A 21,414-nucleotide genomic window follows, 5' to 3' on the forward strand; every position below is an offset into this window, starting at 1 on the left:
GTGGGGGCCCGTAGCCTGAGGTCGTGGAGCGGCTAGCGGCTGGCAGCTAGCGGGGGTGGGCTGGAGGAGTGCCATGGACACGCTGCAGGTGCAGGGTCGGGTCCGCGTGGAAGACCTGCCGGAGGACACTGCCTGGCCCAAGCACGAGATCATCGACGGGAGTCTGCTGGTGACGCCGTGGGCGGGGACGACCCACCAGGCGGTGGTGGGGGACGTCTACTTCGCGTTGCGCAGTGCTGCGCCGGGCACGGTGACGGTGTACCCGGGGGCCAACGTGCGTCACACGGTGCAGGGGGAGAGCGACCTGCTCATCCCGGACGTGGTGGTGGCCGGGGCCGACGCGGGCGGCGGGACGTACCTGGACTCCGTCGAGGTGGTGCTGGTGGTGGAGGTCATCTCCCCCTCGACGCGGTTGACGGACACGGTGACCAAGCGGGCGGTGTACGCGGAGTGGGGCATCCCGGTCTACGTGGTCATCGACCCGGTGACCCGCACCAGTTCCTGGCACGGTGACCTGGCGGGTGTGCAGTGGGCCAGGGAGGCACTGGACGTGGTCCTCCCGCCGGCCTGAGCAGTGCACGCCGACCCCGACGGCAGTACCCCGACACCACCACGCTGATGGCGCACCACCGACGACGTCGAGGGAGCCCGACCCGGTTCCCCGTACGGGTGGGTGACTCGACCAGGTCGCAGCAGTCGCCGCGGCGTGACCGGCTTCGTGCTCGACGGAACTGAGGTCGCCGATGCCGGCGAGGGCGTGGGACGCCTCGTTCGTCCCCCCACGTCGTGGGAAGGGTGCCTCGCTGCCCGTCTCGGCGACCAGCGGCGGGCGGGCGTCCTGGCGGACCTCGGAGTGCGTGCCTACTACGAGAGTCCCGCTGGGTGGACCGGTCGGCGACGAGCGGAGGGGCTGTCGCAGTGCGTTCTCGACGAGCTCGACACCCTGAACGCTGGACTGCTCGAGCTGCTGAGGCCGATCCCGGCGAAGGCCCGGCGGGCGAGACCGTCGCCGTCGGCGCCGCCTCGTTCCGCGGGAGCCGCTCGTTCGTCGCGGCCCGGACCTCTCCCGCGGACGAGGGTTCGACACCTCACCCCTGAACGCGCCGAGGTGAGCGCCTGACGACCGGCGCCCCGGGCGCTCGAGCGGGCGCAGGCCCCGGCGGCTCGGCGGAGCCACGACACTGACGCGCACGGCGCGTCAGCCGTTCGGCGGCCGCCAGGGCTTCCCGTCGCCGGCAGCCGAGAGGACGCGACGGGTGATGGCCCGGAGTCGAGCGTGCTGGGCCTTCGTCAAGGGTTCCAGCACGAACCTGCGGACGATGGCGACGTGCCCGGGCGTGGCACCGGCGACCTCGTCGTGCCCGGCGTCGGTGAGCGTGGCGAGGGTGTAGCGGCCGTCGTCCGGGTCGACGGCGCGCTGGACCCACTGCCGCCGTTCCAGGCGGGTCACGGCGCGGGACAGCCGGGTCAGCGTGCTGTTGGCGTAGCCGGCCAGGACGCTCATCCGCAGCGTCCGGTCGGGGGCGTCCCCGAGCGCGAACAGGAGACCGAACTCGAAGTGCGCCAGATCGGCGTCCTGCTGCAGCTGGGCGTCGAGCAGGGCGCGCAACCACTCCAGGAGGGCTCGCCGAGGCCCGCGGAGTTCCGGAGGCCGACGTGAAGGCGGCCATCGCCGAGCGGAACACCACCTCGCTGGTCCAGCGGTTCCTCGAGCCGGCCGAGATCGCGTCCCTGGCGACCTACCTGGCGAGCCCGCTCTCCGCCGCCACGAACGGCAGCGCGCTGCGCGCCGACGGCGGCACCCTCGTCCACGTCTGAGGACCAGGACCAGGACCGGCGGCCGGTCCGTGCCGATCCTCGGCCAGAGGCGTTGCGCGGCCGCCGATCCGCCGCCCGGTGGAGCGGCTCGGCAGCGGACACCGGGTCACGCGAACGCGTGGCGGTGGTCGCGGACGTAGGCGGCCAGGTCGGTCGGGGCCCGCCCGAGGAGGTCACCCAGGTCACCGGACGTGGTCCGCACGCCGTCGAGCCCGTGCCGGACTACCGCGGCGAACTGGGCCACGAGGCCGCGCGCCGCCCAGGAGGAACTCCCCGCGGCCCGCAGGCCCAGGAGCAGCACCGGGCCGGGGAGGTGGACGTAGCGCACCCGGTGGCCGAGCTCGGCGGTGAGGGCGGCGGCGACGTCGGGGAACGAGAGCGGTGGCGTCCCGGTGAGCCGGTACTCGCGTCCGTCCCGGCCGGTGCCGCCCCGGGTCTCCGGGTCGCGCAGCACGCGGGCCGCAGCCGCGGCGACGTCCCGGTCGTCGATCCAGGGGGTGGCCCCGCGTCCGCTGGTGCCCGGCAGGACGCCTCGTCGGACGAGCGGGGCCACGGGCAGCAGGTTGCTCATGAAGCAGGCCGGGCTCAGGACCGTCCACGCCAGTCCGCTGGCCCGCAGGTGAGCGTCGGCGCGTGCGTGGTCGGCGGCCCACGGCACGGGGGAGCCGGGGGCTGCGTCGGAGGCGGAGACCTTCACGACGTGGTGGACTCCGGCCTCGCGGGCCGCGTCGATCGCGCCGATCGCCTGCTCGCCCATGCCGGGCCCCGCCGGCGGCAGGAGGAACAGCTGCTCGCACCCGGACAGGGCGGCCCGGACGCCGGCCGGGTCGGTGAGGTCACCCCGCACGGCCTCGATGCCGTTCGCGGTGAACTCGTCGACCTGCTCGGGTCGGCGGCACATGACCCGGAAGGGGACGCCGGCCTCGACCAGCGACCGGGTCAACGTCCGCCCGATCGTCCCGGTCGCACCGGTCACCAGCGTCGTGGGGGTGTTCGGGGGCATGCGGGATCACCTCTCGTGGTGGGCAGGCGGAGCGGTCCGTCGCGGTGACGGCCGTCGGGGAGAGCGGGGTGCCCCGCTCAGCGGGGCCGCTGGTCTGGGCGCAGGGCCGGGAGGAGGACGCCGTCGATGAGGTCGACGAAGAAGTCGCGGTCCACGGGTTCACGTTCCACCAGCAGGCGGTAGGACGTCATCGACGGCACGACGCGGGCCAGGGTCTCGGCGCGGTCGGTGGCGGCTTCACCCCGGGCGACGGCACGCTCGATGATCCGACGGCAGACGGCGATCCAGGGGTCCATGACGACGGCGCTGGCCGCGTCGGTCAGCTCGGGTTCGTGGCCCACGAGGGAGGACAGTCCGGCGAGGAGCCGCAGCTTGCGCCGGCCCTCCTCCCGCGAGTACACGAGCGTGAGGGCCATCAGGTCCTCCCGCAGCGAGCCGGTGTCCGGCAGGCGGTCGAGGTCGGTCTCGGGTTCCTGGAGCCGCACGATCGCGTCGAGCACCAGCGCACCCTTCGACGACCAGCGCCGGTACATCGCGGACTTCGTGGTCCCCGCGCGCGCGGCGACCAGGTCCATCGTCGTGCGGTCGTAGCCGAGTTCCGCCACGACCTCGACGGCGGCGTCCAGGAGGGCCGCGTCCTTCGAGCGGTCCGGCCGGCGTCCCGGCCGCCGCGCGACGGTCGTCGTGGTCGCGTCCGCCGGTGTCGTGGGGTCGACGGTTGAGCCTCGGTCCGACGTCATGGCCTTAACGCTACCAGGTCGTTGCGCAACTCACCGGTCGCGTCATCGCGGTTCGCCCGTGGGCGGCCGGAGGTTCACAGGACGGCGCGGACCTCGCGCTCGAACCGCGTGACGTGCTCGGCGGCCAGGCGCGCGGCGTCCTCGGCGCGGCCGTCGACGATGGCCCGCAGCAGCTCGACGTGCTCGCCGACGTGGCCGCCGAAGCGCGGCAACCGGTCCAGCACGAGGCACCAGATGCGCGTCGCGAGGTTGTCGTGGCGCACGAGGACGTCCTCGAGGAAGGGGTTCCCGCACGCGCGGTAGACGCCGCGGTGCACGGCCACGTCGTGCCGCATGAGGGTCCGCGCGTCGAGGACGGCCGGGTCCAGCGCCTCGATCGTCGCGGCCAGGCCCCGCAGCTCCGCGCGCGCCGCGGCGGAGGCCCGGCGGGCGGCACCCTCGGCGGCCAGCGGCTCCAGCGTGCGGCGGATCTCGGAGAGGTGGGCGAGGTCGGTGATGTCGACGGCCGTGGCGAAGGTGCCGCGCCGCGGGTAGGCGACGACGAGCCGGTCGGCCTCCAGGCGCTTCAGCGCCTCGCGCACGGGGGTGCGCCCGACGCCGAGCTCGCGCGCCAGCGCCTCGTCGTTCAGCGGGTCGCCGGGGCGGATGTCGAGGACGAGCAGGGCGTCGCGCAGCGCCTCGTAGGCGCGGTCGGCCATCGTGGCGGGGGCCCGCTCGGCCGTGGTGCCTTCGGCCGTGCCGTCGTCCCCGAGCGTCTCGAGCGCTGCGCCCACTGCTCCTCCTTGACCCTGGTTCGTTCCCGACCCTACAGTCGCGAACTGACATATCAGTCCATTGAGCAGGTCGGAGGACTCGGTGAGCACAGCACCCGCGACGGGCGTGCCGGAGCACCCGTCCTTCCTCTGGCGCAACCCGGACCCGAAGCCGTCCTACGACGTCGTGATCGTCGGCGGCGGCGGCCACGGCCTCGCGACGGCGCACTACCTGGCGAAAAACCACGGCATCACCAACGTGGCGGTGCTGGAGAAGGGGTGGCTCGCGGGCGGCAACATGGCCCGCAACACCACCCTCATCCGCTCCAACTACCTGTGGGACGAGAGCGCCGCGATCTACGAGCACTCCCTGAAGCTGTGGGAGACGCTCGAGGAGGACCTCGACTACCCCATCCTGTTCAGCCAGCGCGGCGTGCTGAACCTCGCCCACACGCTGCAGGACGTGCGCGACTCCGTGCGCCGCGTCGGCGCCAACGTGCTGAACGGCGTGGACGCCGAGTGGGTCGACACGGCCGGCGTCGCCGAGCTCTGCCCCATCGTCAACACCTCGCCGGACATCCGCTACCCCGTCCTCGGCGCGACGTACCAGCCGCGGGCCGGCATCGCCAAGCACGACTACGTCGCGTGGGGCCTGGCCCGGCGCGCGGACGAGGCCGGGATCGACCTCATCCAGGACTGCGAGGTCCTGGGGTTCACCACCGACGGTGACCGCGTCACGGGCGTGCGGACCTCGCGCGGGGACATCGCGTGCGGAACCCTGGCCCTCTGCGCCGCGGGCCGCACCTCGACCCTCACCGACGAGCTGGGGTTCCGCGTCCCGCTGCAGAGCCACCCCCTGCAGGCGCTCGTGTCAGAACTGCTGGAACCGGTGCACCCGACGGTCGTCATGTCGAACGCCGTGCACGTCTACGTCTCGCAGGCCCACAAGGGCGAACTCGTCATGGGCGCGGGCGTGGACAGCTACAACGGCTACGGCCAGCGCGGCTCGTTCCACATCGTCGAGCGGCAGATGGCCGCGGCCGTCGAGCTGTTCCCGGTGTTCGCCCGGGCCCACGTGCTGCGGACCTGGGGCGGCGTCGTCGACGTCACGCCCGACGCGTCCCCGATCGTCGGGCGCACGCCGTACGAGAACGTCTACCTCAACTGCGGCTGGGGGACGGGCGGTTTCAAGGCCACCCCCGGGGTGGGCTGGTGCCTCGCGCACACCGTCGCGACCGGGGAACCCCACCCCTACAACGCCCCCTTCACCCTCGACCGCTTCGTCTCGGGGCGGCTCGTCGACGAGCACGGCGCCGCCGCCGTGGCGCACTGAGAAACCCCACCGAGAACGACAGGACGACGCCGTGCAGCTCATCGAGTGCCCCTGGTGCGGGCCCCGCGAGGAGGTCGAGTTCTCCTACGGCGGGCAGGCCCACGTGCCCTACCCCGCGGACCCCGCCGCCCTGGGCGACGAGGAGTGGGCCCACTACGTGTTCTTCCGCGACAACACGGCGGGCGTGTGGGCCGAGCGCTGGATGCACGCCACGGCGTGCCGCCGCTGGTTCAACGCGCTGCGCGACACCCGCACCCACGCGTTCCTCACGACCTACCGGCCCGGGGACCCCGTCCCCTCGCCCGACCCGCACCCGACGCCCACCCCCGAGGGAGCAGCGAATGGCTGAGCGCGTCGAGGGCCGCGGCCGGCTGGACCGCTCGCGCGAGCTGCGGTTCACCTTCGACGGCCGCGAGTTCACGGGCCACCCGGGGGACACCCTCGCCTCGGCGCTGCTGGCGGCGGGGGAGCTCACCGTCGCCCGCAGCTCGGCGCGCGGGCGGCCGCGCGGCGTCCTCGCGGCCGGCGCCGAGGAACCCAACGCGCTGGTGCAGGTCGAGCACCCCTTCCCCGACCCGATGCAGCTGGCCACGACGCTGGAGCTGTTCGACGGGCTCGTGGCCCGCGGCCTCGCGGGGCGCGGCCGCCTGGCCGACGTCCCCGACCCGGCGCGCTACGACACCCGGCACGCGCACGCCGACGTCGTCGTCGTCGGGGCCGGCCCGGCCGGCCTCGTCGCGGCCCTGACCGCGGCGCGCGCGGGGGCCCGCGTCGTGCTGGTCGACGAGAACCCCGAACCCGGGGGCTCGCTGCTGGGGGCGGACGACGTCCTCGACGGCCGGCCGGCGCTGGACTGGGTCGCCGCCGCGCGCGCGGAGCTGGCGGGGCACGAGGACGTCCTGCAGCTGCAGCGGACGACGGCCGTGGGCAGCTACGACGACGGGCTCGTCCTGGCGCTCGAGAAGCGCACCGACCACCTGGGGGCGGCCGCACCGCGCACCCTCGCGCGGCAGCGGGTGTGGCGGATCCGCGCCCGGCACGTCGTCACCGCGACCGGCGCCTACGAGCGGCCGGTCGTGTTCCCGGACGACGACCGCCCGGGGATCCTCCTGGCGTCCGCGGCCCGCACCTACCTGCACCGCTACGGCGTCCTCGCCGGCCGCGACGTCGTAGTCTTCACGTGCGACGACGCCGCCTACGCGGCGGCGCTGGACCTCGCGGCCGCCGGTGCCGCCGTCCGCGTGCTGGACGCGCGGCCCGCGGCCCCCGCGGCGTGGGCGTCGCGCTGCACGGCCGCCGGCGTGCCCGTGCGGGCGGCCGCGGTGGTCACCGCGGCCCTGGGCGACGACCGCGTGCGCGGCGTGCGGGTCGCCGACTTCGCGGGCGGCGTCGTCGGCACGGGCGGGGAGGTCGCGTGCGACCTGCTCCTCGTCAGCGGCGGCTGGAACCCCGCCGTGCAGCTGTTCAGCCAGTCGGGCGGGTCCCTGCGCTACGACGGCGACCTCGGGAGCTTCGTCCCCGGCGCCCCGCTGCGCACGGTGCACGTCGCGGGGGCCGCGCGCGGGGAGCTGACCCTGGCGCAGGCGCTGCGCGACGGGGAGCGCAGCGCCGTCGACGTCCTCACCGCCCTCGGCCGACCGGCGCCCGCCTCGTCGCTGCCGGACGCCGCGCCGGCGCCGGAGCGCTCGCCCGGTCTGCTGCTCTGGCGGGTCCCCGTCGAGGGCGACGGCCGGGACGAGTTCGTCGACCTTCAGCGCGACGCCACGGTCGCCGACGTGCGCCGCGCGGTCGGCGCCGGCCTGCGCAGCGTCGAGCACGTCAAGCGCTACACGACGATCGGCACCGCGCACGACCAGGGCCGCACGTCGGGCGTCATCACCTCCGGGCTCGTCGCGGAGCTCCTCGGCCGCAGCGTCGCGGAGATGGGCGTCACGAAGCACCGGCCCCCGACCGTCCCCGTGGCGTTCGCGGCCCTGGCCGGCCGCAACCGCGGCGACCTGTACGACCCGGTGCGCCGCACCGCCGTGCACGCCTGGCACGAGGCCCACGGCGCGGTGTTCGAGGACGTCGGGACGTGGAAGCGGCCGCGGTACTACCCGCGGCGCAGCGCCGACGGGTCGGTCGAGGAGATGGACGCGGCCGTGCTGCGCGAGTGCGCCGCGGTGCGGACGGGCGTCGGGATCATGGACGGCTCCACGCTGGGCGGGATCTCCGTGCGGGGCCCGGACGCGGGGGTCCTGCTGGACCTGCTCTACACCGGCGTGATGAGCAGCCTGCGCGTCGGCTCGGTGCGCTACGGCGTGATGTGCGGCGTCGACGGGACCGTCCTGGACGACGGCACCGTGCTGCGCCTGGACGAGGAGGAGTTCCTCGTCTCGACGACGACGGGCGGCGCCGCGAAGGTGCTGGACTGGATGGAGGAGTGGCTGCAGACGGAGTGGCCGCACCTGCGCGTGCACCTCACCTCGGTGACCGACCAGTGGGCCGTGTTCCCCGTCGTCGGCCCGCTCTCGCGCGCCGTCGTCGGGGCCTTCGCCCCGGACGTCGACGTGTCCGCCGAGGCGTTCGGGTTCATGACGTGGCGCGCCACCGAGGTCGGCGACGTGCCCGTGCTGCTGTCCCGCGTCAGCTTCTCGGGTGAGCTCGCGTTCGAGGTGATGGTCGACTCGCGCTGGGCCGCAGCGGTCTGGGAGCGCCTCGTGGCGATCGGCGAACCGCACCGCATCACGCCCTACGGCACGGAGACCATGCACGTCCTGCGGGCCGAGAAGGGGTACCCGATCATCGGTCAGGACACCGACGGCACGGTCACGCCCCAGGACCTCGGGCTCGGGTGGGCCGTGTCGAGGAAGAAGGCCGACTTCGTGGGCAAGCGGTCGTTCGCCCGCCCCGCGAACCTCGATCCGTCGCGGCGCCAGCTCGTCGGCCTCCTCCCGCTCGACCCCGACCTGCGGCTGCCCGAGGGCAGCCAGCTCGTGGCCGCGGCGGAACTGCCCCCGCCCCCCGTGCCCATGCTGGGTTTCGTCACCTCCAGCTACCGCAGCGCCGCCCTCGGCCGGACGTTCGCCCTCGCGCTCGTCGCGGGCGGCCGCGACCGGCTCGGCGAGGAGGTGTTCGCCGTCGTCGACGGCCGCACCGTCGCCGCCCGCATCACCTCCTCCGTCCTGCTCGACCCCGAAGGAGCCCGCCGTGACGGCTGAACTGCTGCGTCCCGCCGCCCTGCCCCGGCTCGCGCCGCGCGGACCGCTGGCCGCCTGGGCCGACCGCCTCGCCGCCCTGCCCCCGGGCCTCTCGGCGTCCGAGGACTCCACCTGGCAGCAGCTCGGGGTGCGCCTCGACCCGGCCTCCCCGGGGGCGCGCGCCGTCGAGGCCCTGCTCGGCGCCGCGCTGCCGACGACCCCCTCGACGAGCGCGGCCACGCGCGAGGGCGACGTCGTCTGGCTCGGTCCCGACGAGTGGCTGGTCCTCGCGCCCGGCGCGCGGCCCGTGCCGGTGCCCGCGCTGGCCGACGCCGTCCGCGCCTCCGGCGGCAGCGTCGTCGACGTCTCGGCCCAGCGCACGACGCTGCGCCTGACCGGGCCCGCCGTGCCCGACCTGCTGCGCGGCGGGTGCGCGGTCGACCTGCACCGCAGCGTGTTCGCCCCCGGGACCGCGGTGCAGACGAGCATCGCGCAGATCGGCGTCCTGCTGCTCGCCCGCGCTCCCGGCGGGACGGACGTCACCGTCCTGGTGCGGTCGACGTTCGCGGGTGCGCTCGCCGACTGGATCCTCGACGCGGCCGTGGAGGCGTCGGCTCCGGGCCCGCTCGACGACGGGCAGGGGGGCGCGTGAGCGCCACCGGCACGCCCCGCGTCGTCGTCATCGGCGCGGGCATCGTCGGCGCCAACCTGGCCGACGAGCTCACCGAGCGCGGCTGGAGCGACGTCACCGTCCTGGACGCCGGGCCGCTGCCCCTGCCGGGAGGCTCGACCTCGCACGCCCCCGGGCTGGTGTTCCAGACCAACCCGTCGAAGACGATGGCCGAGTTCGCGCAGTACACCGTGCGCAAGCTCTCGAGCCTCGACGTCGACGGTGCGCGGTGCTTCGACCCCGTGGGCGGGCTGGAGGTCGCCACCACGGCGGAGCGGCTGCACGACCTGCAGCGCAAGATCGGCTGGGCGCAGTCCTGGGGCGTCGAGGGAGCGCGCCTCGTCGACCCGGACGAGGTGGTGTGGCTGCACCCCCTCGTCGACCGCGACCGCGTCCTGGGTGGTCTGCACGTCAGCACCGACGGCCTGGCCACGGCGACGCGGGCCGTCGTCGCGCTGCAGCGCCGGGCGGAGTCGCGCGGGGCGCGGTTCGTCGGGTCGACGCGCGTGACGGGCGTCGAGTCGGCGCACGGCCGCGTCACGGGCGTGCGCACAGCGAGTGGGGTCGTCCCGGCCGACGTCGTCGTCTCCTGCGCGGGCTTCTGGGGCCCGGCCGTGGGCGACCTGGTGGGGATGACGGTGCCGCTGCTGCCGCTGGCGCACCAGTACGCGCGGACGGGGCAGGTGCGCTCCCTGGTGGGCCGCACCGCGGGGACCGCCGAGGCGCGCCTGCCGATCCTGCGTCACCAGGACGCCGACCTGTACTTCCGCGAGCACGGCGACCGCCTCGGCATCGGCTCCTACGCCCACCGCCCGATGCCCGTCGACCTCGCCGACCTGGACGACTCCGCGGGCGCGACGCCGGCGTCGATGCCGTCGATGCTCCCCTTCACCGAGGAGGACTTCGCGCCCTCGTGGGCGGACGCCGTGGCCCTGCTGCCCGACCTCGCCGAGACCAAGGTCGAGGAGGCGTTCAACGGCATCTTCTCCTTCACGCCCGACGGCGGGTCGCTGGTCGGGGAGAGCCCTGACGTGCGGGGGTTCTTCGTCGCCGAGGCCGTCTGGGTCACGCACTCCGCGGGGGTCGCCCGGGCCGTGGCGCAGCTGCTGGTCGACGGCGGCAGCGACACCGACCTGCACGAGCTGGAGGTCAGCCGCTTCGAGGCCGTGCAGACCACCCCGGAGTACGTGCGCGAGACCTCGCAGCAGAACTTCGTCGAGATCTACGACGTGCTGCACCCGCTGCAGCCGCGCACGTCCCCGCGGGGCCTGCGGGTCTCCCCGTTCCACGCCCGCCAGCAGGAGCTCGGGGCGGTGTTCACCGAGGGCGGCGGCTGGGAGCGGCCCCTGTGGTACGAGGCGAACGCCGCACTGCTGGAGGAGGTCCCGCCCGCGTGGCGCGAACCCGAGCGCGAGCCGTGGGCCGCGCGGTTCCACTCCCCGGTCGTCGCGGTCGAGGCCTGGAGGACGCGCACGGCGGTCGCGCTGTACGACATGACGCCGCTGCGCCGGCTGCGCGTGGACGGCCCCGGTGCGCTCGCGCTGCTGCAGGGGCTGACCAGCAACCAGCTGGACCGCAAGCCCGGGTCCGTCACCTACACGCTCGCGCTGGACGCCGCGGGCGGCGTCCGCTCGGACTGGACGGTCGCACGGCTCGCCGCCGCGGAGTTCCAGGTCGGCGTGAACTCCGGGATCGACGAGGACCTCCTGCGCCGCGCGGCCCGCGAGCAGGGCGAGCGGCACCCGGAGCTCGGTGCGGTCGACGTCCGCGACGTCACGGGCGGGACCTGCTGCGTCGGGGTCTGGGGACCTCTGGCCCGCGACCTCGTCCAGCCGCTGACGCGCGACGACTTCTCGCACGCGGGCTTCCGCTACTTCGGCGCCCGCCGCGCGGTCGTGGCCGGGGTCCCGGTGACCGCCCTGCGCGTCTCCTACGTCGGGGAGCTCGGGTGGGAGCTGTACGCGTCCGCGGAGCACGGCGCCGCCCTGTGGGACGCCCTGTTCGCGGCGGGCCGGCCGCTGGGGGCCGTCGCCGCCGGGCGGGCCGCCTTCTCGAGCCTGCGGCTGGAGAAGGGCTACCGGCTCTCCGGCGGCGACGTCACCACCGAGCACGACCCCTACGAGGCCGGCCTCGGCTTCGCGGTGAAGCTCGACGCGGGCGACTTCGTCGGGCGCGACGCCCTGCTGAGGAAGGCGGGCACGTCGCCGCGGCGGCGCCTGTGCGCGCTGACCGTCGACGACCGCCGCTCCGTGGTGCTCGGCCGGGAACCCGTCTTCGTGGCCGGGGGCGCCGACGCGGTGGGGTACGTCACCTCCGCGGCGTGGAGCCACACCCTGGGGACGCCCGTCGCGACGGCCTGGCTGCCCACCGACGCGGCCGAGGTCGGCACGGCCGTCGAGGTGGAGTACTTCGGCCGCCGGATCGCCGCCACCGTGGCCGCGGAACCGCTCGTCGACCCGGGCATGGAGCGCCTGCGGCGCTGACTCTTCGCACGCCGGGGCACCGCACCGCCCGCCCGTCCTTCAGGCGGCGGCGCCCACCTCGAACGCCAGCCACCGGAACTCACCGTGCGGGACAGGGAGGTCGGAGTAGAGCTGCCAGTCCGCGGTGTACGTGCCCTGGAGCGTCACGTCGTTCGGCTCGTGGTCGCCGTCGCCCCAGACCAGCTGTCCGCTGATCTGGCGTCCTTGGTGGATCCGGAACGCTCGGTCCCTCGTCGGACGGTCCGCGGATGTCGCCCAGAGCGTTCGCGCGTTGCTCAGCAGCAGGCTGATGCCGTTGCGTCGCGGACCGCTCCACTGCTCGAGGCGGTGGACGTCCCGCACGACTCCCAGGCGCACGAGGTCGTCGGCCGCGTGCGACCGGAGGTCGAAGTGCTCCCCCGTCAGGGGATCGTCCACCTGCAGCCGTTGCGTGAAGTACTTGAGCTCGACCGCGGTGCTCAGCCCCGTCGCCGCGTCCGAGACCAGCAGGTCCAGGTAGGTGGAGCGCTCGTCGCGGAACGGCACTTCCAGGCGGATCCTCAGTGACGGATCGGCCCGCGCGACCATCATGGCGAAGGCGTGCTGCAGGTCGGCCTCGGAGTGGAAGAGCGATCGCTCGGCGCGCAACCTCTCGACGACCTCGGTCAGGTCTGCTCGGCCGGCCAGGACGCTCATCCCCGCAGTCTGGCACCGAGGCCGGAGCCGTGGAACGGCTCCGAGGCCGTCAGCCCTGTCCGCAGCCGGTGGGCATACTGGCCGCATGAGCGCGCTCCCGGACGACGCCCGGGGCGTCCGGTCCAGCCCCGTCCAGTCGGTCGACCGCGCGATCACCATCCTCGAGGTCCTCGCGGAGCTGGGGGAGGCGGGGGTCACGGAGATCGCCGTGCGCCTCGACGTGCACAAGTCCACGGCGTTCCGGCTCGTGACGGCGCTGGAGGGCCGTGGGCTCGTCGAGCAGATCGGCGACCGCGGGAAGTACCGCCTGGGCATGGGGGTCGTGCGCCTCGCGGGAGCCGTCGCCGACCAGCTCGAGGTGACCCGCCGCGCCCGGCCCGCCTGCGAGGAGCTCGCGGCGCTGGTCGGGGAGACCGTGAACGTGGCCGTGGCCGACGGCGACGCGGTCATCAACGTCGACCAGGTGCGCGGCGCGTCGTCCGTCGTCACGCACAACTGGGTGGGCGAGCGGACGCCGCTGCACGCCACCTCCAGCGGCAAGGTGCTGCTGGCCTTCTGCCCGCCCGTGCGGCGCACGGGGCTGCCCCTGCGCCCGGCCCGGCTCACCGCGCGCACGCTCGTGCGGCGCAAGGACCTCGACGCGGAGCTCGACCGCGTCGAGGCCGCCGGGTACGCGACGACGTTCGAGGAGCTGGAGCTGGGCCTCAACGCGGTCGCCGCGCCGGTCCGGGGCCCGGACGGCGTCGTCGTGGCGGCCCTCAGCGTCTCGGGGCCCGCCTACCGCCTCAGCGAGGAGCGCGTCCACGAGGTCGCGCCCGCCGTGGTCGCCGCGGCCGAGGCGGCGTCGGCGGCCCTGGGCTGGCGCGGGTCGCGCTAGGCCGCGGCCGTCCTCAGCTGCGCGGCGTCCCGACGTGGACGACGACGTCACCGTCGACGACCGACACGGCGTGGGTGCGGACGGGCACGACGGCCGGCGGGCCCGACGGGGCACCCGTGCGCAGGTCGAACGTCGCGGCGTGCAGCGGGCACTCCACCTGGCAGTCCTCGACCCAGCCCTCCGACAGGGAGGCGTCCTGGTGCGTGCACGTGTCGTCCAGGGCGTACAGCTCGCCCTCGACGTTGAAGACCACCACCGGGACGTCGAGGTCCAGGCGGACCGCTTCCCCGTCGGGCAGGTCGCTCAGGGGACAGGCGACGACGTCGTTCGACACGCTGGGTTCCTCTCGTGGTGGGCGGGCTCGTCAGGAGATCGTGCCGCACACGGCGCGTCGGCGCCCCGCCGGGCGGGCCGGGTCACCGGCCGTGGGCGTGTTGCGGGCGTGTGACGTCCTGGACCAGGTCATTGCGCGTGCCGCAACGCGGTTCGTACAGTGCAACACTCACGGCCGACAACCGGTTGCACCTCGCGAACGACTCCCGTGGAGGACACGTGCCCGAGCTCTTCGTGGACGGCGAGTGGCGTGCCGCGGCCGACGGCGGCACCCGCGACCTCGTCGACCCCGGCACCGGCCGGGTGTTCTGCACGGTCGACGAGGCGGGCGCGACCGACGCGGAGGCCGCCGTGCTCGCGGCCCGGCGGTGCTTCGACGAGGGCTCGTGGCCCGCGACCCCGGTGGCCGAGCGCGCCGCGCTGCTGCACCGCACGGCCGACCTCCTGCAGCGCGACCGCGAGGAGATCGCGCACACCGAGACGACCGACACCGGCAAGACGCTGGCGGAGAGCCGCATCGACGTCGACGACGTCACCGCGGTGTTCCGCTACTACGCCGAGCAGGCCCTCGTGGAGGTCGACCGCACCGTCGACGTGGGCCGCGACGACGTCGTCAGCCGGGTCGTCCACCTGCCCGTCGGGGTGTGCACGCTGATCGCCCCCTGGAACTACCCGCTGCTGCAGATGTCGTGGAAGGTGGCGCCCGCGCTGGCCGCGGGGAACACCGTCGTGCTGAAGCCCAGCGAGGTCACCCCGCTCACCACCGTGCTCCTCGTGCGGCTGCTGGCGGAGGCCGGGGCCCCGGCCGGCGCGGTCAACCTGATCCTGGGCGGCGGAGCCGCCGTCGGGCCGACGCTGACGACCCACCCGGCCGTGGACCTGGTCTCGTTCACGGGCGGGCTCGTCACGGGGCGCGGGATCCTCGAGGCGGCCGCGCCGACCGTCAAGCGGGTCACGGTCGAGCTGGGAGGCAAGAACCCGAACATCGTCTTCGCCGACGTCGACCTCGACACGGCCGTCGACGTCGTCCTCACGGGTGTGTTCCTGCACTCGGGGCAGGTCTGCTCCTCCGGCACCCGGCTCATCGTCGAGGACTCCATCGCCGACGCCCTCGTGGCCGGTGTCGCCGAGCGCGCGCCGCGCATCCGCTTCGGCCACGGGATGGCCGAGGGCGTGGAGTCGGGCCCGCTCGTGTCCGCAGCCCACCGCGAGAAGGTCGAGAGCTACGTCGCGATCGGCCTCGCCGAGGGGGCGCGGCTCGTCACGGGCGGGAAGCGTCCCGACGACCCCGCCCTGCAGGACGGCTTCTTCTTCGAGCCCACCGTGTTCGACCACTGCGACCGGTCCATGCGGGTCGTGCGGGAGGAGAACTTCGGGCCGATCCTCACGGTCGAGCGCTTCACCACCGAGGCCGAGGCGATCGAGCTCGCCAACGACACCGAGTACGGCCTCGCGGGGGGCGTGCAGACGGCGGACGTAGCGCGCGGCGAGCGCGTCGCGGCCGCCCTGCGCCACGGCACCGTGTGGATCAACGACTTCGGGCCGTACGTCCCCCAGGCGGAGTGGGGCGGCATGAAGATGTCCGGCAACGGCCGCGAGCTGGGCCCCGCCGGTCTCGCGGAGTACCGCGAGACCAAGCACGTGTGGCGCAACACCACCCCTGCAGTCGCAGGGTGGTTCAAGGGCTGACACTCCCCACGGAGGGCACCATGGACGACAGCTCGGCAACGGGTTCACCGACGGCGCCCAGCGGGGCCGCGGACTCCCACGGCCTCGACGAGTACGGCTACAAGCCCGGGCTGGAACGCAGCATCGGGTCCTTCGCCAGCTTCGCCGCCGGCGTCAGCTACATCTCCATCCTCACGGGCACGTTCCAGCTGTTCTACTTCGGCTACGGCACCGGCGGGCCGTCCTACCTGTGGTCGTGGCCCCTGGTGTTCGTCGGCCAGCTCATGGTGGCCCTGTGCTTCGCGGAGCTCTCCAGCCGGTACGCGGTGGCCGGGTCGCTCTACAACTGGACCAAGCGCCTCGCCTCGCCCACCGTGGCGTGGGCCGCGGGGTGGACGATGCTGGTCGCCTCCATCGTGACGCTCGCGGCCGTCGTGCTCGCGGTGCAGCTGACGCTGCCGCAGCTCTGGTCGGGGTTCCAGTTCGTGGACACCGGGGACCCGACCCGCGACTACGCGCTCAACGCCGTCCTCCTCGGCACGGTCGTCGTCGTGTTCACGACCCTCGTCAACGCCTTCGGCGTCAAGCTGATGTCGCGCATCAACTCCTCCGGCGTGTTCATCGAGCTCATCGCCGCCGTCGTCATCATCGTGCTCCTGGCGGTGCACGTGACCCGCGGGCCGGACGTCGTGCTGGACAACCGCGGCGTGGGCACCGACCACGTGGGCGGCTACCTCGGGGCCTTCCTCGTCGCGGCCCTCGCCTCGGGCTACGTCATGTACGGCTTCGACACCGCGAGCTCGCTGGGCGAGGAGACGAAGGACCCGCGCCGCACCGCACCGCGCGCCGTCCTGCGGGCCGTCATCGCCTCGTTCGTCCTCGGTGGGCTCATCCTGCTGCTGGGCCTCATGGCCGTGCCGGACCTCGACGACCCGAACCTGTCCAGCGCGTCGGGCGGCCTGCAGCACCTCGTCCTGACCACGGTCGGTTCCGGCTTCGGCATCCCGTTCCTCGCCTGCGTCGTCGTGGCCGTGCTGGTCTGCTCGCTCGCGGTGCACACCGCCACGATCCGGATGATGTTCGCCATGGCGCGCGACAACAACCTCCCGGCGGGGGAGCGCCTGGCGCGCATCAGCCCCCGGCACCACACGCCGGTCGTGCCCGCCGTCGTCATCGGCGTGCTGGCGATCCTCGTGCTCGTCGTGAACGTGGGGCAGCCCGCCATCTTCCTCGTCCTCACCAGCCTCGCCGTCGGGATGATCTACCTGGCCTACCTGCTGGTGACCGTGCCCCTGCTCGTCGCGCGCCTGCGGGGCCGGTGGCCCGTGGACATGCCCGAGGGGGGCAGGGCGCCGTTCAGCCTCGGCCGCTGGGGGCTGCCGATCAACGTCCTCGCCGTGCTCTGGGGCGTCGGGATGATGGTGAACCTGCTGTGGCCGCGCCGCGAGGTCTACAACCCCGAGCCCGCCGAGGCGCACTGGTACCTGCAGTACGGTGCCGTGCTGTTCATCGCCGTCGTCGTCGGAGGAGGACTCCTGTACTACCGCGCGAAGCTCCGGCACACGTCGGGCACCCTGGAGAGCCACCGCTGCGAGGTGCCGCGGTGAGCGAGTTCCTCGGCGAACGCTCCCTCGACGAGTTCGACTACGTGATCGCCGGCGGGGGCACCGCGGGGTGCGTCGTCGCGGCCCGCCTCTCGGAGGACCCCGACGTCACCGTCTGCCTGCTCGAGGCCGGCCCGAGCGACGTGGGGGACGAGAACATCCTCGTCCTGGCCGACTGGATGCACCTGCTCGACTCCGGCTACGACTGGGACTACCCCGTCGAGCCGCAGGAGAACGGCAACAGCTTCCTGCGCCACGCGCGCGCCAAGGTGCTCGGCGGCTGCTCGTCGCACAACTCCTGCATCGCGTTCCACCCGCCGCGCGAGGGCCTCGACGCGTGGGAGGCCGCGGGCTGCACGGGCTGGGGCGCCGACGACGTGCTGCCCCTGGTGCGCAGGCTGGAGGACAACGCCGCGCGCGGGCCGCACCACGGGACCGACGGGCCGGTGCGCCTGCGCGACATCCCTCCCGTCGACCCGTGCGGGGTCGCGCTGCTGCAGGCCGCCGCCGCGGCGGGCCTGCCGACGGTCCAGTTCAACCGCGGTGAGACGGTCCTCAACGGGGCCGGGTGGTTCCAGATCAACGCGGGCGAGGCGGGCGACCGCATGTCGACCTCCCACGCCTACCTGCACCCCGTGATGGACCGGCGGCCGAACCTCGAGGTCCGCACGGGCCACTGGGTCGAGCGGATCGTCGTGGAACCCGGACCCGACGGGGCCCTGCGCGCGACCGGCGTGGAGTTCCTCGCCCCGGACCTCGTGCACCACGGCCGGGTCACGGCGCGGCGCGAGGTGGTCCTCTCCGCCGGGTCGATCGACACGCCCAAGCTGCTCATGCTGTCGGGCATCGGCCCCGCCGCCCAGCTGAAGGAGTTCGGCCTCGACGTGCTCGTCGACGCACCCGGGGTGGGGGAGAACCTGGACGACCACGTCGAGGGGCTGGTGTTCTGGGACGCCCTGCAGCCCATGGTGACGGCGTCGTCCCAGTGGTGGGAGATCGGCGTGTTCGCGACGACCGGGCCGGGGCTGACCGTGCCGGACCTGATGATGCACTACGGCTCCGTCCCGTTCGACATGAACACCGTCCGGTGGGGCTACCCGACGACGGACAACGGGTTCTGCCTCACGCCCAACGTCACGCAGGGCCGCTCGCGCGGCACCGTGAAGCTGCGCTCGCGCGACTTCCGCGACCGCCCCCGGGTCGACCCCCGCTACTTCACCGACCCCGAGGGCCACGACCTGCGGGTGATGACGGCGGGGGTCCGGCTCGCCCGCACGATCGTCGAGCAGTCGCCCATGGCGGCCTGGGCGGGGGTCGAGCTGGCCCCGGGGCCGGACGTGGTGACCGACGACGAGATCGCCGACTACGTCACCAAGACCCACAACACCGTCTACCACCCCAGCTGCACCGCGAAGATGGGCGCCGACGACGACCTGATGGCGGTCTGCGACCCCCGGCTGCGAGTCCGCGGCGTCGCGGGGCTGCGCATCGCGGACGGCTCGATCATGCCGTTCCTCGGGGCCGTCAACCCGAACATCACGACGATGGCGATCGGTGAGAAGTGCGCCGACATGATCGCGGAGGACGCCCGGGTCTGACCCCGCGACGCCCCTCGCCGTCCCGCGGCCCGCACGGCCGGGCCGCGGGATCGTCGACGACCCCCGGTTGCAACGTTGTACTCCCTGGTGTTCCCTGTCCTCACGCGCACGACGACCGTCCGCCGCGACCCTGCGGCGGAGCAGCTCGACGACGAGCAGGAGGACGACACGTGGGACTCACGATGCGACGCGCAGGCCGGCGGGTGCCGGCCGCGGCCGTGCTGGGGCTGGCGCTGGTGGCGGGCTCCGCGACCGCGGCCGACGCCGGGCCGCGGGGCCACGGCAAGCCCCTCAGCGGCAAGCTGGCCATGACGGGCGACGTCGGCAACTACGTCGCCGGGGTGGTCGACGACCCGGTGCACGACCCGACGCTGTTCCTGGACGGGAAGACGCCGTACGTCTTCTCGACCGGCGTGCTGAACCCCGACGACCCGGGCGGGATCTTCGCCCGCCGCTCCACCGGCACGCTCGCCGGTCCCTGGCAGTCGCTGGGCGAGATCCCCCTGCCCGCGTGGACGCGGGCCTACGGCGTGCAGCACCTGTGGGCGCCCCACGTCGTCGAGCGGGGCGGCGTGTTCCACCTGTACTACTCGGCGTCGTCCTTCGGCACCAACAAGTCCGCGATCGGGCTCGCGACGACCCGCACGCCGGGCGACCTGGACAGCTGGGTGGACCAGGGCCCGATCCTGACCTCGCAGCCCGGCGACGACTTCAACGCCATCGACCCGGACGTGTACCAGGCCGGCGGGACGTGGTACATCGCCTTCGGCTCCTTCTGGTCGGGCATCAAGGTCCAGGAGCTCGAGGACATGCGCACCCCCGTCGGCCCGCGCACGTCGCTGGCCAGCAACCCCGTGGTCCCGCCCAACGCGATCGAGAACCCGCAGGTGTTCCGCCACGGCGGCTGGTGGTACCTCACGGCGTCGTGGGACTTCTGCTGCCAGGGCGTGAACAGCACGTACAAGACGGTCGTCGGCCGGTCCAAGAGCCCGACCGGGCCGTTCGTCGACCGCAGCGGCGACCCGATGACCGAGGGCGGTGGCGACGTGCTGCTCTCCCGGCGCGGCAACCAGGTCGGCACGGGGGCGCTGGACGTGGTGGAGCAGCGCGGCCGCACCTACGCGGTGCACCACTACTACGACGCCGACGCCGGGGGGATCACGCGCATGCAGGTGCGCGAGGTCGAGTGGGACGCGCAGGGCTGGCCGTTCTTCTCCTACGGCCCCGGCGACGGGCAGCCCCCGGCCTGACCCGTCCGGGGCCTGGCCACCGTGGTCCGGCCGAGTGGATGGTGTGACCGTGTCCGCGGTCTGGCCGGGGTCCGCCCCGGTCAGGCCGCGGTGGTCTGCTTGAGCAGCTGCCGCCGCCACTTCGTGAAGGTCCGCGAGCTCGACAGCCCGAGCACGGCCGTCGGGACGCCCTCGCGCTCCCACACGACGACGAACCGGTCCTCGCCCGGGCCGCCCTCGACGAACACGGGCGCGTCGCCGTCCTCGCGGTGGCCGGCGAACTGCAGCCGCTCCCCGTACAGGTCGGACCAGACGTAGGGGACGCCGGTGAAGCGGTCCTCGGCCGTGCCTCCCGACAGCAGCGTCCGCACCGCCACGGCGGGCCGCTCCGACGCCGTCGTCCAGTGCTCGTGCCGCACGGCGCCCCCGGCGGGGTCGACGACCGTGGCGCAGTCGCCCACGGCGACGACGTGCGGCGAGCTGGTGGCGCCGCGGTCGTCGGTGCGGACGCCGTCGAGGAGCTCGAGACCGCTGCCCGCCAGCCACTCGACGTTCGGGTGAGCGCCGACGGCGACGAGGACGACGTCCGCCGGCACCACCTCGCCCCCCGCCAGCTCCACGCCCGTCACGCGGGGCCCGCCGTCGGCGTCCGGGGTGCTCGTGAACCCGGTCACCGCGACCCCGCCCCGCAGGGTCGTCCCGCCGCGGGCGTGCAGCGCGCCGACGAGCGCGCCGACCTCCTCGCCGAACTGCCGCACGAAGGGCCGCGCGCCCCGCTCCAGCACCGTGACCTCGACGTCGCGGCTGCGGGCGGCGGCCGCCACCTCGCTGCCGAGGAACCCGCCGCCCACCACGACGAGCCGCCGGCCGGCCCGCAGCTCCCCGCCCAGCGCGGCGGCGTCGTCGAGGGTCCGCAGCACGTGCACCCCCGCGGTCGCGTCCGCCCCGGGCAGCCGGCGGGCGCGGGCGCCGGTGGCCACGACGAAGCCGTCGGCGGTCAGCTCCGTGCCGTCGGCGAGGGTGAGCGTGCGGGTGGCGAGGTCGAGCCCGACCGCCGGCACGCCGAGGAGCCACCGCGCGTCCAGGCCCTCGTCGGCGGTCTCCAGGGCCAGCTGCCCGGTGGTCCAGGTGCCCAGCAGGAGCTGCTTGGACAGGGGCGGTCGGTCGTAGGGGCGGTGCACCTCGTCCCCCACCACGACGACCTCGCCGTCGAAGCCCTCGGCCCGCAGCGCGCGGACGGCGCCCAGCCCGGCGAGCGAGGCGCCCACCACCACGATGCGGCGCACGTCGGTCACGCGGCCAGCATCGACGGCCCCCGGGCGGGCGGTCAAGCGGGCCGCGGGTGTTTCGCGGCCGTCAGGTCTTCGTTGCGGTCGTGTGTCGGGTGTTGCCCATGACGGAACGGAGTTCGTATCGTGCAACGAGCACCGTCGCTGTGAACCACGTCACCAC

19 protein-coding genes are annotated in these 21,414 nt (G+C 74.4%); 12 read left to right on the forward strand and 7 right to left on the reverse strand.

Translation table 11 applies throughout. The features are described 5' to 3' along the window. Window positions 1–73 precede the first annotated feature (73 nt). A complete protein-coding gene (locus GTR02_RS07770) occupies window positions 74–571 on the forward strand; it encodes a Uma2 family endonuclease (protein ID WP_166606915.1) in 498 nt (165 codons plus the stop codon). A gap of 627 nt (window positions 572–1,198) precedes the next feature. On the opposite strand, the gene GTR02_RS07775 is transcribed toward GTR02_RS07770, so the two are convergent. Further along, window positions 1,199–1,609, reverse strand: a complete 411-nt coding sequence (locus GTR02_RS07775; protein WP_205708828.1) for a MarR family winged helix-turn-helix transcriptional regulator — start codon at window positions 1,607–1,609, stop codon at window positions 1,199–1,201. A gap of 47 nt (window positions 1,610–1,656) precedes the next feature. On the opposite strand from GTR02_RS07775, the gene GTR02_RS07780 reads away from it, so the two are divergent. Continuing rightward, window positions 1,657–1,818 carry an SDR family oxidoreductase gene (locus GTR02_RS07780; protein ID WP_166606916.1) on the forward strand — a complete coding sequence of 54 codons (162 nt, stop codon included), beginning with the start codon at window positions 1,657–1,659 and terminating at the stop codon, window positions 1,816–1,818. Between the two features lie 106 nt (window positions 1,819–1,924). Here GTR02_RS07780 and GTR02_RS07785 read toward each other — a convergent pair whose 3' ends face one another. The 3 genes from GTR02_RS07785 to GTR02_RS07795 form a co-directional block, all read right to left on the reverse strand. Beyond that, entirely contained in the window at window positions 1,925–2,821 is an 897-nt protein-coding gene (locus tag GTR02_RS07785) for an NAD(P)H-binding protein (protein WP_166606917.1), read from the reverse strand. Between the two features lie 77 nt (window positions 2,822–2,898). Then, a complete protein-coding gene (locus GTR02_RS07790; protein WP_166606918.1) occupies window positions 2,899–3,561 on the reverse strand; it encodes a TetR/AcrR family transcriptional regulator in 663 nt (220 codons plus the stop codon). A 74-nt stretch (window positions 3,562–3,635) separates the two neighbouring features. Next, complete coding sequence (locus GTR02_RS07795; RefSeq protein ID WP_205708829.1) at window positions 3,636–4,334, reverse strand: FCD domain-containing protein; 699 nt, start codon at window positions 4,332–4,334, stop codon at window positions 3,636–3,638. 82 nt (window positions 4,335–4,416) lie between these two features. Here GTR02_RS07795 and GTR02_RS07800 point away from each other — a divergent pair, with 82 nt between their 5' ends. From GTR02_RS07800 to GTR02_RS07820, 5 genes are read left to right on the forward strand one after another with little or no spacing between them, the layout of a single operon-like run. Next, window positions 4,417–5,646: a sarcosine oxidase subunit beta family protein gene (locus GTR02_RS07800; protein WP_166606919.1), complete on the forward strand. Its 1,230-nt coding sequence runs from the start codon at window positions 4,417–4,419 to the stop codon at window positions 5,644–5,646. 31 nt (window positions 5,647–5,677) lie between these two features. Then, window positions 5,678–5,995, forward strand: coding sequence for a sarcosine oxidase subunit delta (locus tag GTR02_RS07805; protein ID WP_166606920.1), 318 nt, complete (start codon window positions 5,678–5,680; stop codon window positions 5,993–5,995). Further along, window positions 5,988–8,846, forward strand: a complete 2,859-nt coding sequence (locus GTR02_RS07810) for a 2Fe-2S iron-sulfur cluster-binding protein (RefSeq protein WP_166606921.1) — start codon at window positions 5,988–5,990, stop codon at window positions 8,844–8,846. Before GTR02_RS07805 ends, GTR02_RS07810 begins: the two co-directional genes overlap by 8 nt. Continuing rightward, window positions 8,836–9,477, forward strand: coding sequence for a sarcosine oxidase subunit gamma family protein (locus GTR02_RS07815; RefSeq protein ID WP_166606922.1), 642 nt, complete (start codon window positions 8,836–8,838; stop codon window positions 9,475–9,477). Before GTR02_RS07810 ends, GTR02_RS07815 begins: the two co-directional genes overlap by 11 nt. Beyond that, entirely contained in the window at window positions 9,474–11,978 is a 2,505-nt protein-coding gene (locus GTR02_RS07820) for an FAD-dependent oxidoreductase (protein ID WP_166606923.1), read from the forward strand. Before GTR02_RS07815 ends, GTR02_RS07820 begins: the two co-directional genes overlap by 4 nt. A 39-nt stretch (window positions 11,979–12,017) precedes the next feature. On the opposite strand, the gene GTR02_RS07825 is transcribed toward GTR02_RS07820, so the two are convergent. Further along, window positions 12,018–12,653, reverse strand: a complete 636-nt coding sequence (locus GTR02_RS07825) for a hypothetical protein (RefSeq protein WP_166606924.1) — start codon at window positions 12,651–12,653, stop codon at window positions 12,018–12,020. Between the two features lie 85 nt (window positions 12,654–12,738). Between GTR02_RS07825 and GTR02_RS07830 the strand changes: the two genes are divergently transcribed. Then, window positions 12,739–13,530, forward strand: coding sequence for an IclR family transcriptional regulator (locus GTR02_RS07830; protein ID WP_166606925.1), 792 nt, complete (start codon window positions 12,739–12,741; stop codon window positions 13,528–13,530). A 13-nt stretch (window positions 13,531–13,543) separates the two neighbouring features. On the opposite strand, the gene GTR02_RS07835 is transcribed toward GTR02_RS07830, so the two are convergent. Continuing rightward, complete coding sequence (locus GTR02_RS07835) at window positions 13,544–13,864, reverse strand: bifunctional 3-phenylpropionate/cinnamic acid dioxygenase ferredoxin subunit (protein ID WP_166606926.1); 321 nt, start codon at window positions 13,862–13,864, stop codon at window positions 13,544–13,546. A gap of 218 nt (window positions 13,865–14,082) precedes the next feature. Between GTR02_RS07835 and GTR02_RS07840 the strand changes: the two genes are divergently transcribed. From GTR02_RS07840 to GTR02_RS07855, 4 genes are all read left to right on the forward strand, one after another. Continuing rightward, window positions 14,083–15,552, forward strand: coding sequence for an aldehyde dehydrogenase family protein (locus GTR02_RS07840; protein ID WP_338073654.1), 1,470 nt, complete (start codon window positions 14,083–14,085; stop codon window positions 15,550–15,552). A gap of 20 nt (window positions 15,553–15,572) precedes the next feature. Beyond that, the gene (locus tag GTR02_RS07845; protein WP_166606927.1) at window positions 15,573–17,138 is read left to right on the forward strand and encodes an APC family permease; all 1,566 of its coding nucleotides are present in this window, start codon (window positions 15,573–15,575) and stop codon (window positions 17,136–17,138) included. Further along, entirely contained in the window at window positions 17,135–18,733 is a 1,599-nt protein-coding gene (locus GTR02_RS07850; protein WP_166606928.1) for a GMC family oxidoreductase N-terminal domain-containing protein, read from the forward strand. Before GTR02_RS07845 ends, GTR02_RS07850 begins: the two co-directional genes overlap by 4 nt. A 170-nt stretch (window positions 18,734–18,903) precedes the next feature. Further along, on the forward strand, window positions 18,904–19,983 hold the full coding sequence (locus GTR02_RS07855) for an arabinan endo-1,5-alpha-L-arabinosidase (protein ID WP_338073655.1): 1,080 nt from the start codon (window positions 18,904–18,906) through the stop codon (window positions 19,981–19,983). A gap of 80 nt (window positions 19,984–20,063) precedes the next feature. Here the strand turns inward: GTR02_RS07855 and GTR02_RS07860 are convergent, their stop codons facing one another. Further along, a complete protein-coding gene (locus GTR02_RS07860; protein ID WP_338073656.1) occupies window positions 20,064–21,257 on the reverse strand; it encodes an NAD(P)/FAD-dependent oxidoreductase in 1,194 nt (397 codons plus the stop codon). Window positions 21,258–21,414 lie beyond the last annotated feature (157 nt).

This window comes from Kineococcus siccus, from assembly GCF_009906795.1.
Lineage (GTDB): Bacteria > Actinomycetota > Actinomycetes > Actinomycetales > Kineococcaceae > Kineococcus > Kineococcus siccus.

Bases quoted from the DNA above. Each gene is read 5' to 3' on its own strand.
- GTR02_RS07770 (WP_166606915.1), top strand. From the start codon at position 74: ATGGACACGCTGCAGGTGCAGGGTCGGGTCCGCGTGGAAGACCTGCCG.
- GTR02_RS07790 (WP_166606918.1), bottom strand. From the start codon at position 3,561: ATGACGTCGGACCGAGGCTCAACCGTCGACCCCACGACACCGGCGGAC.
- GTR02_RS07810 (WP_166606921.1), top strand. From the start codon at position 5,988: ATGGCTGAGCGCGTCGAGGGCCGCGGCCGGCTGGACCGCTCGCGCGAG.
- GTR02_RS07845 (WP_166606927.1), top strand. From the start codon at position 15,573: ATGGACGACAGCTCGGCAACGGGTTCACCGACGGCGCCCAGCGGGGCC.
- GTR02_RS07785 (WP_166606917.1), bottom strand. From the start codon at position 2,821: ATGCCCCCGAACACCCCCACGACGCTGGTGACCGGTGCGACCGGGACG.
- GTR02_RS07830 (WP_166606925.1), top strand. From the start codon at position 12,739: ATGAGCGCGCTCCCGGACGACGCCCGGGGCGTCCGGTCCAGCCCCGTC.
- GTR02_RS07825 (WP_166606924.1), bottom strand. From the start codon at position 12,653: ATGAGCGTCCTGGCCGGCCGAGCAGACCTGACCGAGGTCGTCGAGAGG.